Below are 13,438 nucleotides of genomic sequence, written 5' to 3'. Positions count from 1 at the left end.
CAATCGCGGGCAAGCGCGCTCCTACAGTGGATTTATGTCGTTGGCGAGAGGTGTGATCGACGCGATTCTGCGGGACCTTCAGCCAGTCATCTCAGTGAGCAGCCTATGCAAAGCAGCGGTGGTCGTTTCGGGGAGAAACGACCACCTCCAGGCTTTTAATCCAGCGCGTTCCAGATTTCGGTCGCGTACTCGCGGATGGTCCGGTCCGAGGAGAACCAGCCCATGCGCGCGGTGTTGAGCACCGCCGAGCGCCACCATTCTTTCGAATCGTGCCAGCGCGCTTCGACCTTGGCCTGTGCGTGCCAGTACGACTCGAAGTCAGCGCAGACGAAGAAGCGGTCGTAGTTGATCAACTGATCGATCAACCCGGCGTAGCGATAAGGATCATCCGGCGAGAACACCCCGCCCCGAATCGCTTGCAGCACGTCATTCAAACGCCCGGATGCGGCGATGTCCTGATGCGCGTTGAACTCACCGGCATGCTTGCGCGCTTCGACTTCCTGCGAGGTCATGCCGAAGATGAACATGTGCTCCAGGCCGACCTGCTCGCTCATCTCCACGTTGGCGCCGTCGAGGGTGCCGATGGTCAGTGCGCCGTTGAGGCCGAACTTCATATTGCTGGTGCCGGACGCTTCCAGGCCCGCCGTGGAAATCTGCTCCGACAAATCCGCCGCCGGAATGATGCTTTCCGCCAGGCTGACGTTGTAGTTGGGCATGAACACCACTTTCAAACGGCCGCGCAGCGTAGGGTCGTTGTTGACCGTGCGCGCGATGTCGTTGGTCAGCTTGATGATCAGCTTGGCCGAGTGATAACTGGCCGCCGCCTTGCCGCCGAAGATCTTCACGCGAGGCACCCAATCGGTGCTCGGGTCGGCACGCATGGCCTGATACAGCGCCACGGTGTGGAACAGGTTCAGCAACTGACGCTTGTATTCGTGGATACGTTTGACCTGGACGTCAAACATCGCCTCAGGGTTAACCACGATGCCCATGCGGTCCTGAATGATCGTCGCCAGGGCCTGTTTGCTTTGCAGGCGTTGGGCAGCGAATTCCTTCTGGAATCGTGCGTCGTCGGCTAGGGGCTCCAGTTTCAGCAGCGCGGTCTCGTGGTTGTCGAGCACCTGCTCGCCCAACTCGTTGACCAGCATGGACGTCAGTTGCGGGTTGGACTGGAACAACCAGCGGCGGAAGGTGATGCCGTTGGTTTTGTTGTTGATGCGATCCGGGTGAAGCTTGTGCAGGTGGGCGAAAACGGTCTTGCGCATCAGCTGAGTGTGCAGGGCCGACACACCGTTCACGCTGTGCGAACCCAGGAAAGCCAGGTTCCCCATGCGCACGCGACGGCCGTTGTCTTCTTCGATCAGCGAGACGGCGCGCAACAGGTCGAACAGCGCAGGATCGTCTTTGAAGTCCAGGCGAACCTTGTCGATGTGCTGGGCGTTGATCATGTAAATGATCTGCATGTGGCGCGGCAACATGCGCTCCATCAGGCCGACGGACCAGGTCTCCAGCGCTTCAGGCAGCAGCGTGTGGTTGGTGTAGGCCAGGGTGCCGACGGTGATGCGCCAGGCCTCGTCCCACTCCACCTCGTGCAGGTCGATCAAGACGCGCATCAGCTCTGCCACAGCGATCGACGGGTGCGTGTCGTTCATCTGGATGGCCACGTGTTCCGGCAGGCTACTGATGCTGTAGCCCATGTTCTTGTGGCGGCGCAGCAAGTCCTGCAGCGACGCCGAGACGAAGAAGAACTCCTGACGCAGGCGCAGTTCCTGGCCGGCTTCGGTGCTGTCGTTTGGATACAGCACGCGGGAAATACTTTCTGCCCGCACCACTTCCGCCACCGCACCGACGTGGTCGCCGGCGTTGAAGCGTTCCAGGTGCAGATCCTCCACTGCACGGGCACGCCACAGGCGCAGCGTGTTGACCGCTTTGCCGCGCCAGCCCACTACCGGCGTGTCGTACGCGATCGCGCGGACGGTTTCGCCTGCGGTCCAGACCTGCCGGGTTTCGCCCGAAGCATCCAGAACCGGTGCGCCGGCTGCATCAAGCTGGGGCTGTACGCTGCCGCCGAAGCCGATTTGGTAAATCACTTCAGGGCGTTCGAATTCCCACGGGTTACCAAAGTCCAGCCAGTTCTCGGTCTGCTCCTGCTGCCAGCCATCAACGATGGCCTGACGGAAGAGACCGTGCTCGTAACGAATGCCATAGCCATGACCGGCAATGCCGAGGGTCGACATGCTTTCCATGAAGCACGCAGCCAGACGGCCAAGGCCGCCATTGCCCAGTGCAGCGTCAGGCTCCAGCGAGCGAATCTGCTCCAGGTCGACGTTCAGCCCTTTCAATGCTTCGCGCGCGGTTTCGAGGATGCCCAGGTTGCTCAGGCTGTCGAACATCAGACGGCCGATCAGGAACTCGAGGGAGAGGTAATAGACGCGCTTTTTTTCCTGCCGGTAGACGTAGCGCGTGTGGTTCATCCAGCGCTCCGCCATTTTGTCGCGAGTCGCCAAGGCAATTGCCATGAACCAGTCATGGTCGAAGGCATGGTCGGGGTCTTTACCGACGGCAAACTCGAGTTTGTTCAGCACAGCTTCTCGGAAGGCTGCCACTTCAGCGTCACGAACGTTGGGTTCCGGAGACATCGGGTACGACCTCAAGTTGTTTTGACGATTAAATGGGTGCGTAGACTGTAGGGCGTGTCATTGGTTATTTCCTCCCGGTCGGGTGAAAAATACGCGAATGCACGACCCTCGGTTCGACTCGAACAAGCTACCTCGGTTCGCCGTCATTGCACACAGGCGGCGAATCTCTGGCGCTTTCCCATGATCTTGGGACGCCTTGCATTGATCGTTCCACTCTGGCGCTGATCTTGCTCATGCTTGCTGCCAGCGGGGATGTGCCCGCGATACAGGGGATGACAGTTGGTCAGAATCAGGCAGGCATGTTCATTCGCCGATTCAGGTTTATGATGCCCAACGGCAGATAGATCGCAGCCCCTGAACTGGACTTTTGGAGCACCTATGCAGACTTTGTACCCGCAGATCAAACCTTACGCCCGGCACGATCTGGCAGTGGAAGAGCCGCATGTGCTGTACGTCGATGAAAGCGGCTCGCCGGACGGCTTGCCGGTAGTGTTCCTTCACGGCGGGCCGGGTTCGGGATGCGACGCGCAGAGCCGGCGATATTTCGATCCGAACCTCTATCGCATCATCACCTTCGATCAGCGCGGCTGCGGCCGCTCAACGCCACACGCCAGTCTGGAAAACAACACCACCTGGCACCTGGTCGATGACCTCGAGCGCATCCGCACCCATCTGGGCATCGACAAGTGGGTGGTGTTCGGTGGTTCGTGGGGGTCGACGCTTTCCCTCGCCTACGCGCAGAAGCACCCTGACCGGGTTCATGCACTGATTCTGCGCGGCATCTTTCTGAGCCGGCCCCAGGACATCAAGTGGTTCTATCAGGAAGGTGCGAGCCGCCTGTTCCCGGATTACTGGCAGGACTACATGGCGCCGATTCCGCCGGACGAGCGCCACGACGTGCTCGGTGCATTCCACAAACGCCTCACCGGCAACGATCAAATCGCCCAGATGCACGCCGCCAAGGCATGGTCGACGTGGGAAGGTCGCACCGCCACGCTACGTCCGAACCCGCAGGTGGTCGATCGCTTCACCGAGCCCCATCGTGCGCTGTCCATCGCGCGCATCGAATGTCATTACTTCACCAACGGCGCTTTCCTTGAAGAAAATCAGTTGATTCGCGACATGCCGAAAATTGCCCATCTGCCGGGCATCATCGTGCATGGCCGCTACGACATGATCTGCACGCTGGACAACGCCTGGGAGTTGCACCAGGCGTGGCCGAACAGTGAGCTGCAGGTCATCCGCGAAGCCGGTCACTCGGCGTCCGAGCCAGGCATCACCGATGCCCTGGTACGCGCGGCATCAGAAGTGGCGCGCCGCTTGCTGGATCTGCCGCCGGAAGAGGCATAAATGAAAGCCTTGCTTCAGCGCGTTTCCCAGGCGCGCGTCGACGTTGCCGGCCAGACCATTGGCGCGATTGATCAGGGTTTAATGGTCCTGATCGGTATTGAGCCTCAAGACACGCCGGCCAGCGCCGACAAGATGTTGCACAAGCTGCTTAACTACCGGGTATTCAGTGACGCCGACGGGAAGATGAATCTTTCGTTAGTCGACGTTAACGGCGGGTTACTGCTGGTCTCTCAGTTCACACTGGCGGCGGATACCAAAAGCGGGATGCGGCCGAGTTTTTCAAAAGCTGCACCCCCGGCCCTCGGCGCCGAGCTGTTTGGCTACTTGGTGACAAAGGCCAAAACCACTCACGCCACGGTGGAAACGGGCCAGTTTGGTGCAGATATGCAGGTTCACCTGATCAATGATGGCCCTGTGACATTTTTGCTTGAGGCCTGAACAGCCCGGTCTGTTTGATGGCCCCGGATTTACTCGCTCCAAACGCAATAAATAGTTTGCGTCCCCTGATGCGTTGTAACGCGAGCTACTGGATAATCGCGCGCTACAAGGACGGGCCAAGGCCCGTTAAATCGGTAAAACGCAGACTGGTCCGACACCGCTTGGGGAATCATTGGTCCCTTTTGGAGTCGGAACAATGCTCGCCAACCCGGCATTTGATAGCTGGCCGTTGGTTTCTTCATCTGTTTTCGGCGAGGGTTGCTCGTGATTGTTAGTCCATGTAATGCACCAAAGAACCCGGGCGGTCGCTTGCGCAGCGCACTGCTGGCAGGGTCGGCTTTGTTTTGTCTGTTCGGCGCCAGTCAGCTCTGGGCGTTCGATCTCGACGACGTGGCGACAAAGGCCAAAGATCTGGCCGGACAGAAATTCACCGCGCCGAAGAGCAATCTTCCGGCCGAATTCCGCGACATGAAGTTCGCGGATTATCAAAAGATCCGCTTCCTGCAAGACAAGGCCGAATGGGCCAATGACAAGACCCCGTTCAAGGTCTCGTTCTATCATCAGGGAATGCACTTCGACACCCCGGTCAAAATCAACGAAGTCACCGCCAACTCCGTCAACGAGATCAAGTACGACCCGAGTCGTTTCGATTTCGGCGATGTGAAGTTCGATCCCAAGTCGACCGAGAACCTGGGCTACGCCGGTTTCCGCGTCACTTACCCGATCAACAAAGACGACAAGCAAGACGAAATCATGACCATGCTGGGCGCGAGCTACTTCCGCGTCATCGGTAAAGGTCAGGTTTATGGCCTGTCGGCGCGCGGGATGGCGATCGACACAGCCATGCCGTCGGGTGAGGAATTCCCTCGTTTCACCGAGTTCTGGATCGAGAAGCCGGGCCCGGATGACAATCATCTGGTCATCTTCGCCTTGCTCGACTCCCCACGCGCCACTGGAGCGTACAAGCTGACCCTGCGTCCGGGCACCAACTCACTGGTTGATGTCCAGTCGCGCATGTACCTGCGTGACAAGGTCGGCAAACTGGGCGTGGCCCCGCTGACCAGCATGTTCCTGTTCGGTGCAAACCAGCCTTCGAAAGTCCTTAATTACCGTCGCGAGCTGCACGACTCCAGCGGTCTGTCGATTCAGGCAGCCAATGGCGAGTGGATCTGGCGCCCGCTGAACAACCCTAAACACCTCTCGGTCAGCAGCTTCTCTGTAGAGAACCCGCGCGGCTTCGGTCTGCTGCAACGTGGCCGCAACTTCAGCCATTACGAGGACCTGGACGACCGCTACGACAAACGTCCAAGCGCCTGGATCGAGCCGAAGGGCGACTGGGGCAAGGGCACCGTTGATCTGGTCGAGATTCCGACTGCCGACGAAACCAACGACAACATCGTTGCGTTCTGGAAGCCGGAAACCCAGCCAGAGCCGGGTCAGCCGGTCGACTTCAACTATCGTCTGCACTGGACCATGGATGAGGATGCCATTCACTCGCCTGACCTGGGTTGGGTCAAGCAGACCCTGCGCTCCACTGGCGACGTGAAGCAATCGAACCTGATTCGTCAACCGGACGGCAGCGTTGCCTACCTGGTCGATTTCGTTGGCCCGACCCTCGCCAAGCTGGGCGAAGATCCGTCGATCCGCAGTCAGGTCATCACCGATGACAACACCGATCTGGTCGAGAACAACCTGCGCTACAACCCGGTGACCAAAGGCTGGCGTCTGACGCTGCGCCTGAAGGTCAAGGATCCGGGCAAGTCGGTTGAAATGCGTGCTTACCTGCTGCGCGAAACCCCTGCCGAACCAGGCAAGGAGCCGGCGGTCATCACTGCTGACAAGTCGGACAAGAAGCCGGCCACCAAGGCTGACGCCAAAGCGGCTGTTGCTGCGGCGCCAGTGGTTGCTGCACCGAAGGACGAGAAAGCCGAAATCGTCAAAACCGACGCCTTGAAGGCCGGTGATGCGAAAGACGCGAAAGATATGAAAGACGCTAAAGGCCCTAAAGCCGACAGCAAAGATGCCGCCAAGGCAGCCGATGCCACCAAGGTTGCCGAAGCCAAGTCGGACGAGGCGTACAAGCCTGAAGCCGCTCTGGGCGACGCTGCCAAGGCCAACAAAGGCATGAAAGATACCCCGCAGCCAGCGGTACAGGCTGCATCCACCCCACAGGGGCCGGCCATGATTCAACAAGTCCTGACCGAAACCTGGAGCTACCAGTTGCCAGCCGATGAGTAATTCACACGCGGTGCCAGAGCCTTTGAATGAGTCTCTCAGCGAGTACCTGGCGCATTTGCCGATGACCGACGCGCAGCGGGCAGAACTTGCCAGCTGCACCTCGTTCGCTGAGCTGCACGAGCGCCTTTCGGCGCAAACCGTCGCTGATTCCGCCGAGGCCGCCCAGGCTTCGGTGGGTCGTCGCCTGACCTTGACGACCGCTGATGAACTGCACGAAGCCGAGATGCTGAGTGTTGACGCCAGCGGCCGCGTTGTCCTGAAAGCCACGCCGCCGATTCGTCGGACCAAAGTCGTGCCGGAGCCGTGGCGGACCAACATCCTGCACCGCGGCTGGCGTCGACTGACCGGCAAGAGCAATCCGCCACCGCCCAAGGACGATCTGCCGCGCGATCTGCCGAAGGCACGCTGGCGCACTGTGGGTTCGATCCGCCGTTACATCCTCCTGATCCTCATGCTGGGCCAGACCATCGTCGCCGGCTTCTACATGAAAGGCATCCTGCCATACCAGGGCTGGTCGCTGGTTTCGTTTGACGAAATCAGTCACCAGACGCTGTGGCAGACCGCTGTTCAGGTCATGCCGTACGCGCTGCAGACCAGCATCCTATTGCTGTTCGGGATTCTGTTCTGCTGGGTGTCGGCGGGTTTCTGGACCGCGCTGATGGGTTTCCTGGAACTGCTCACCGGCCACGACAAGTACCGTATTTCGGGTGCAAGCGCGGGCAATGAGCCAATCGAAGCCGGTGCGCGCACTGCGCTGGTCATGCCGATCTGCAACGAAGACGTACCTCGCGTATTTGCGGGTCTGCGGGCGACGTTTGAATCGGTCAAGGCCACGGGCGATCTGGATCGCTTCGACTTCTTCATTCTCAGCGACTCCAACGAAACCGACATCTGTGTAGCCGAGCAGCAAGCTTGGCTGGACGTGTGCCGTGAAACCGGTGGTTTCGGCAAGATCTTCTATCGTCGTCGCCGCCGTCGCGTTAAGCGCAAGAGCGGTAACCTTGATGACTTTTGCCGTCGCTGGGGCGGTGAATACCGCTACATGGTCGTGCTTGACGCTGACTCGGTGATGAGTGGCGAATGCCTGACCAGCCTCGTGCGTCTGATGGAAGCGACGCCGGACGCAGGTATCATCCAGACTGCGCCGCGTGCCTCGGGCATGGACACGCTCTATGCCCGCATGCAGCAGTTCGCGACTCGCGTGTACGGCCCGTTATTCACGGCCGGCCTGCACTTCTGGCAGCTGGGTGAATCCCACTATTGGGGTCACAACGCGATCATTCGCATGAAGCCTTTTATCGAGCACTGTGCCCTCGCGCCGCTGCCCGGGAAGGGTGCGTTTGCGGGCGCGATTCTGTCCCACGACTTCGTCGAAGCCGCGCTCATGCGCCGTGCCGGCTGGGGCGTTTGGATTGCCTACGACCTGCCGGGCAGTTATGAAGAGCTGCCGCCGAACCTGCTGGATGAGCTCAAGCGTGACCGTCGCTGGTGCCACGGTAACCTGATGAACTTCCGCCTGTTCCTGGTGAAAGGCATGCACCCGGTACACCGCGCCGTGTTCCTGACCGGCGTGATGTCCTATCTGTCGGCGCCGTTGTGGTTCTTCTTTCTGGTGTTGTCCACCGCGCTGCTGGCGGTGAACACGCTGATGGAGCCGACCTACTTCATGGAGCCGCGTCAGCTGTATCCGTTGTGGCCACAGTGGCACCCGGAAAAAGCCGTTGCGTTGTTCTCCACGACGGTGGTGCTGTTGTTCCTGCCGAAGCTGCTCAGCGTGATTCTGATCTGGGCCAAGGGCGCGACCGGCTTTGGTGGTCGCATCAAGGTCACCCTGTCCATGCTGCTGGAAATGCTGTTCTCCATGCTGCTGGCGCCAGTGCGCATGATCTTCCACACCCGCTTTGTACTGGCTGCGTTCCTGGGCTGGGCAGCGACGTGGAACTCGCCGCAGCGTGATGATGACTCGACGCCGTGGAGCGAAGCGGTCAAGCGCCACGGGCCGCAGACGCTGCTGGGCTTTTGCTGGGCGCTGCTGGTGGCCTGGCTGAACCCGAGCTTCCTCTGGTGGCTGGTGCCTATCGTGGGTTCGTTGATGCTGTCGATCCCGGTGTCGGTTATCTCCAGCCGTACGAATCTGGGCTTGAAGGCGCGCGACACCAAGCTGTTCCTGATTCCGGAAGAACACACGCCGCCGCAAGAGCTAGTGTCTACGGACCAGTACACCCATGAAAATCGCTGGCATGCGCTGAACGACGGCTTTGTTCGCGCTGTGGTTGATCCGCAGCAGAACGCTTTGGCCTGCGCCTTGGCAACTTCTCGCCATCGCGAGGCCGAGCCGATCGAGTGGATGCGTGTCGAGCGTGTACGTCATGCGATCAAAGGCGGCCCTGAGCTCCTGAACAACCACGAGCGCTTGCAGTTGCTGAGCGACCCGGTTGCACTGGCTCGGTTGCACGAGCTGGTCTGGAGCGAAGGCAATTCTGCCTGGCTCAATGCCTGGCGCGCTTCGGTGGAAGCCGATCCCCATGCGCCGCTGCTGCCCTTGCAGCCAGCGACCCATGTGAAAGACGTGACCCCCGTACACGCCTGATTCATGCGCTAAACAAAACGCCGCCGAAGAGCCATCTTCGGCGGCGTTTTTGTGTCCGGGCTTCGGACGTCTGCGCAGGGCCCATGGCCATGCGCAAATCAATTGTAGGAGCGCGCTCGCCCGCGAAAGCATTCCGTCAGCAAATAATGAGTCGTCTGATCCACCGCAATCGCGGGCAAGCGCGCTCCTACAGGTAAGGCGGTGGCACCTGCGCAATCAACTCACCCGAAACTTCCCGACCATCTCCTGCAACTGCACACCCAGCCGCGCCAGTTCGATGCTGGAAGCGGCGGTCTCTTCGCTGGACGCTGCAGTTTGCTCGGACACATCCCTGACGTTCAGCACGCTGCGGTTGATCTGCTCCGCCACGCTGCTCTGTTCCTCGCCCGCCGCGGCGATCTGCTGGTTCATCGCCTGAATCGTCGACACCGTGCGCGTGATATGTCCCAACGCGCTGCCGGCCTGGCGACTCAGTTCGACGCTGCTGTCGGTCAGGGTTCGGCTGGCATCAAGAGTCATCACCACTTGCTGGGTGCCGCTTTGCAAGGCCGCGATCAGCACTTCGATTTCTTCAGTCGATTCCTGGGTGCGCTGGGCCAGGCCTCGAACCTCATCGGCGACGACCGCAAAACCGCGTCCCGCTTCGCCTGCCCGGGCAGCTTCGATCGCGGCGTTCAGGGCAAGCAGGTTGGTCTGCTGCGACACTGACTTGATGACGTCGAGCACACCGCCGATCTTGTCGCTCTCCAGCTTCAGCTTGCCCATGGCTTCGGTCGAATTATTCACCTCCAGCGCCAGGCGCTCGATCTGCGCGATGGCGTCGTTGACCACCTTGTCGCCGTCCCGCGCCTGTTGATCGGCGTGTCGTGCCGCTTCACTGGCTTCTTCGGCATTGCGGGCGACTTCCATGACGGTCGAGGTCATCTGGTTCATCGCCGTGGCGACGCAGTCCGTTTCGTCTTTCTGGCTGGTGACGCCCACGCTGGTTTGCGCGGTAACGGCGGACAGTTGCTCCGCCGCGCTGGCGATCTGGGTTACGCCGTCGCTGATGCCACTGATGAGCTGGCGCAAGCTCAGTGTCATGTCCTGCATGCTGCGCTGGAGCATGCCCATCTCGTCTCGACGGCCGACTTCGAGGTCCTGACTCAGATCACCCTTGGCGATGCGCGCAGCGGCACTCAAGGTCTGCCGTAGCGGCGTGATGATCTGCTGGGTGATCATCCACGCCGCGAGCAGGCCGAGGAGCATTGCCAGCCCTGCGACACCGCTGAGTGTCTGCCGCGACTGAGTGGCTTCGGCATCACGGCGCTGACCTTGCAGTGCCGTGATCTCGCCGGTGGAGGTGAGCAGACTCTCGCTCAGCGCCTCCATGGACTCCTGAGCCGCTTCAACCTTGACCTGCAAGTCTTTGAACTGGCCCATGTGCTCACGGTACTTGAGCAGCGTCTTACGGGCATTGAGCAATTCACTGACATTGCCATCGGCCTGATCGGTAGCTATCTGCTCGACTTCCTTCAACGCTTCGTCGATGGCGGTGATGGCGGCAATCTCATAGGACTCTCTACCGCTGAACACGTACGCCTGGACTTCGTAACGAGCGTTTTGCACCTGTCCGCGCAATTGCTGGATGTTGGTGAACTCCCCGAGGCGCTCGCTGCTGTCCTGCTCCTGACTGACGGCTTTCAAGACCTCGCTTTCCACCTGACCGATGGAGTTGATCGCCTCTTCAGACAGAGCGGCCAGCTGTGCACGGGAGTCTGCTCGCGCACTTAACAGCTTGGCCAGATCGGCAAAGGTGGACTCGAGCGACCTGACAGTGTCGCTCTGCCCATTGAGCAACTTGAGGATGTCGGCAGGCGGGGCGTCCTCACGCAATACCACCAGATGCGCTTCGATCTCGTTGATGCGGTCAACGACCCGAGACGCGCTGTCAGCGGTGTTTTCGACCCGGAAGACGATGCGCTCGGCGCGCAGGTCCTTGGTCATCGCGTTGAGCTGGGCGATGGAGGTCAATGACTCCGAGCGCTCGATCATAGTGTCGAGCCCATGCCAGCCGGTCAGGGTAATGGCCAGGGTCAGAAGCAGAACCAGGCCGAAGCCCAGTGAGAGTTTGAGTTTGACGCTGGTGTTGGCCAGCGCCCGATTGATGCCTTGCAGCATGATGCGTCTCCTGCGGATGAGCGATAAACGCGCATCGGCAGGGGAAGCAGAGGCGTGACCTGATCAGGTCGTAGGAGATTTCCGAAGGGCGGGAAGGGGTGACGCGTGTCACAGATTCCGCCCCTGATGGGAGGTTTTCGGCAGGTTCGTTACTGAAACGGGTGCTGATCAGGTAACTGGATCAAACCCGGAAGCGACCCACCAGCGCTTGCAGATGGCTGCCCAATCGCGCCAGCTCGACGCTCGACGCGGCGGTTTCCTCGCTCGCGGCCGAGGTCTGTTCCGACACGTCGCGCACGTTGAGCACGCTGCGGTTGATCTCTTCGGCCGTAGCGCTCTGCTCCTCGACCGCTGCGGCAATCTGCTGGTTCATGGATTGAATCGCAGACACGGTCCGGGTGATGTTTTCCAGGGAGGTGCCGGCGCGACGGGTCAACTCAACGCTGCTGACGGTAAGCTCGCGGCTGTTGTCCATGATCGTTGCCACTTGCCGGGTGCCGTTCTGCAGCCCGGAAATCAGCTCTTCGATCTCTTCCGTGGACTTCTGCGTGCGCTGCGCGAGGCTGCGCACCTCGTCCGCGACCACGGCAAATCCCCGCCCGGCCTCGCCAGCCCGCGCGGCTTCGATCGCGGCGTTCAAGGCGAGGAGGTTGGTTTGCTGCGCAACCGACTTGATCACATCAAGAACGCTGCCGATCTTGTCGCTCTCGCGCTTGAGTTCAGCCATCGCCTCGGTGGAGTGACCGACTTCGGTCGCGAGAAGCTCGATCTGCGCGATGGCCTCGTTGACGACCTTGTCGCCTTCGCGCGCCTGAAGGTCAGCGGCTACAGCGGCCTCGGACGCCTCTTCGGCATTGCGCGCCACTTCCTGCACGGTGGCGGTCATCTCATGCATCGCGGTTGCCACCTGGTCAGTCTCGACCTTCTGGCTGTTGACCCCGGCACTGGTCTGTTCGGTCACCGCCGACAGTTCTTCGGCGGCGCTGGCGATCTGGGTCACGCCTTCGCCGATGCCGCCGATCAACTCGCGCAGCTCCACGGTCATGCGCTGGATGCTGCCCTGCAACTGGCCAAGCTCGTCGCGCCGGTCGACGCTTAAATTTTGAGTCAGATCACCAGACGCCACGCGCTCGACGGCAACGAGCGTCTGCCCCAGCGGCACCGTGATTTGCCGGGTAATGACCCAGGCGGCGAAAACACCGAGGATCAGGGCCACCAGGGTAGTAATGCCCAGGGTCGACTGGGCCTGACTGGTGTCTGCATCGCGCTTCGCGTTTTGCGAAACGTTCAATTGTTCGCTGGCGTCCAGCAGCTGTTCCCCCAGCTCGGTCATCTTGGCCAGGGCCTGAACGCTGACCAGTTGGGCTTCACGGTATTGGCCGACGGCGTCGCGGTAGCCTTTGAGCGCCAGGTTGGCCTTTTGCAACTGCGGGATGTATTGGGAGGAAACGTCGCCCGCCAGCGTGTTGACCCCGACGATGGCTTCGTCGATCGCAGCGGTGGCGTTCTTCTCGAAATCAGGTTTGCCGCTGAAGGTATAACCGCGCACCTGGAAGCGTGCCTGCTGAATCTGTTTGCTGACATCCACCGCGCTGTTGAATTGCAGGATGTTGTCGTGCTGCAGCAACGCCTGTTCGATCTTGTTGACGACATCAACTGCAGCGTCTGCGGAAGCACCCAAGTTGGTCCGGCTGGCTTCGCGGGTCTGGATAGCCTTGGTCATGTCGGCAAAGGCGCGGCGGTATTCGCCGGCGGCCTGTGCCTGAGCGTCCATCAATTTGAGATCGCCAAGGCCTTTGACCATGCTCTGGCCGGTTTTCAGGTCGGCATCGAGCTTGTCCAGCGCGGTCATGACAGCCGTCGCGGCTTCAGCGCTGTATTGAGTTTCATACACCATGCGTGCCGTGCGCAGATCCATCGTCCGCTCACTGATCTGGGAGATCATTCCCAGGTTGTCGCCGCGCTCGATCACCGCCTTCACGCTTGACCAGCCCGTCGCCGTGATAAGCAGCGTCAGCAACAG

7 protein-coding genes and 2 pseudogenes are annotated in these 13,438 nt (G+C 60.5%); 4 read left to right on the top strand and 5 right to left on the bottom strand.

Translation table 11 applies throughout. The annotated features are described in order from the left end of the window. Positions 1-155: 155 nt before the first annotated feature. Complete coding sequence (locus BMY98_RS16045) at positions 156-2,639, bottom strand: glycogen/starch/alpha-glucan phosphorylase (protein ID WP_074890812.1); 2,484 nt, start codon at positions 2,637-2,639, stop codon at positions 156-158. 378 nt (positions 2,640-3,017) lie between these two features. Between BMY98_RS16045 and pip the strand changes: the two genes are divergently transcribed. The 4 genes from pip (at position 3,018) to mdoH (ending at position 9,255) form a co-directional block, all read left to right on the top strand. Then, positions 3,018-3,989: a prolyl aminopeptidase gene (gene pip, locus BMY98_RS16040; RefSeq protein WP_074890811.1), complete on the top strand. Its 972-nt coding sequence runs from the start codon at positions 3,018-3,020 to the stop codon at positions 3,987-3,989. Continuing rightward, the gene (gene dtd / locus BMY98_RS16035; RefSeq protein ID WP_074890809.1) at positions 3,990-4,427 is read left to right on the top strand and encodes a D-aminoacyl-tRNA deacylase; all 438 of its coding nucleotides are present in this window, start codon (positions 3,990-3,992) and stop codon (positions 4,425-4,427) included. Positions 4,428-4,691: 264 nt separating this feature from the next. Next, the gene (locus tag BMY98_RS16030; protein WP_139214513.1) at positions 4,692-6,665 is read left to right on the top strand and encodes a glucan biosynthesis protein G; all 1,974 of its coding nucleotides are present in this window, start codon (positions 4,692-4,694) and stop codon (positions 6,663-6,665) included. Further along, positions 6,658-9,255 carry a glucans biosynthesis glucosyltransferase MdoH gene (gene mdoH, locus BMY98_RS16025; protein WP_074890805.1) on the top strand — a complete coding sequence of 866 codons (2,598 nt, stop codon included), beginning with the start codon at positions 6,658-6,660 and terminating at the stop codon, positions 9,253-9,255. The genes BMY98_RS16030 and mdoH overlap by 8 nt, the downstream gene beginning before the upstream one ends. 216 nt (positions 9,256-9,471) lie before the next feature. On the opposite strand, the gene BMY98_RS28130 is transcribed toward mdoH, so the two are convergent. From BMY98_RS28130 to BMY98_RS28255, 4 genes and pseudogenes are all read right to left on the bottom strand, one after another. After that, positions 9,472-10,188, bottom strand: a complete 717-nt coding sequence (locus BMY98_RS28130; RefSeq protein ID WP_425438884.1) for a methyl-accepting chemotaxis protein — start codon at positions 10,186-10,188, stop codon at positions 9,472-9,474. A gap of 141 nt (positions 10,189-10,329) precedes the next feature. Beyond that, positions 10,330-11,289, bottom strand: a pseudogene (locus tag BMY98_RS28125) (methyl-accepting chemotaxis protein); the annotation flags it as partial. Positions 11,290-11,596: 307 nt separating this feature from the next. Continuing rightward, entirely contained in the window at positions 11,597-12,301 is a 705-nt protein-coding gene (locus BMY98_RS28260; RefSeq protein WP_483878434.1) for a methyl-accepting chemotaxis protein, read from the bottom strand. A 198-nt stretch (positions 12,302-12,499) separates the two neighbouring features. Beyond that, positions 12,500-13,360: pseudogene (locus BMY98_RS28255) on the bottom strand (methyl-accepting chemotaxis protein); the annotation flags it as partial. Positions 13,361-13,438: the final 78 nt, after the last annotated feature.

This window comes from Pseudomonas graminis (assembly GCF_900111735.1).
GTDB classification, from domain to species: Bacteria; Pseudomonadota; Gammaproteobacteria; order Pseudomonadales; family Pseudomonadaceae; genus Aquipseudomonas; species Aquipseudomonas graminis.
The sequence above is the reverse complement of the archived record's forward strand: the minus strand, read 5'-3'. Positions and strand labels throughout refer to the sequence as shown.

Coding starts and splice junctions, on each gene's coding strand:
- mdoH (WP_074890805.1), top strand. CDS start 6,658: ATGAGTAATTCACACGCGGTGCCAGAGCCTTTGAATGAGTCTCTCAGC.
- BMY98_RS28130 (WP_425438884.1), bottom strand. CDS start 10,188: ATGAACCAGATGACCTCGACCGTCATGGAAGTCGCCCGCAATGCCGAA.
- BMY98_RS28260 (WP_483878434.1), bottom strand. CDS start 12,301: ATGACCGCCACCGTGCAGGAAGTGGCGCGCAATGCCGAAGAGGCGTCC.
- BMY98_RS16045 (WP_074890812.1), bottom strand. CDS start 2,639: ATGTCTCCGGAACCCAACGTTCGTGACGCTGAAGTGGCAGCCTTCCGA.
- pip (WP_074890811.1), top strand. CDS start 3,018: ATGCAGACTTTGTACCCGCAGATCAAACCTTACGCCCGGCACGATCTG.
- dtd (WP_074890809.1), top strand. CDS start 3,990: ATGAAAGCCTTGCTTCAGCGCGTTTCCCAGGCGCGCGTCGACGTTGCC.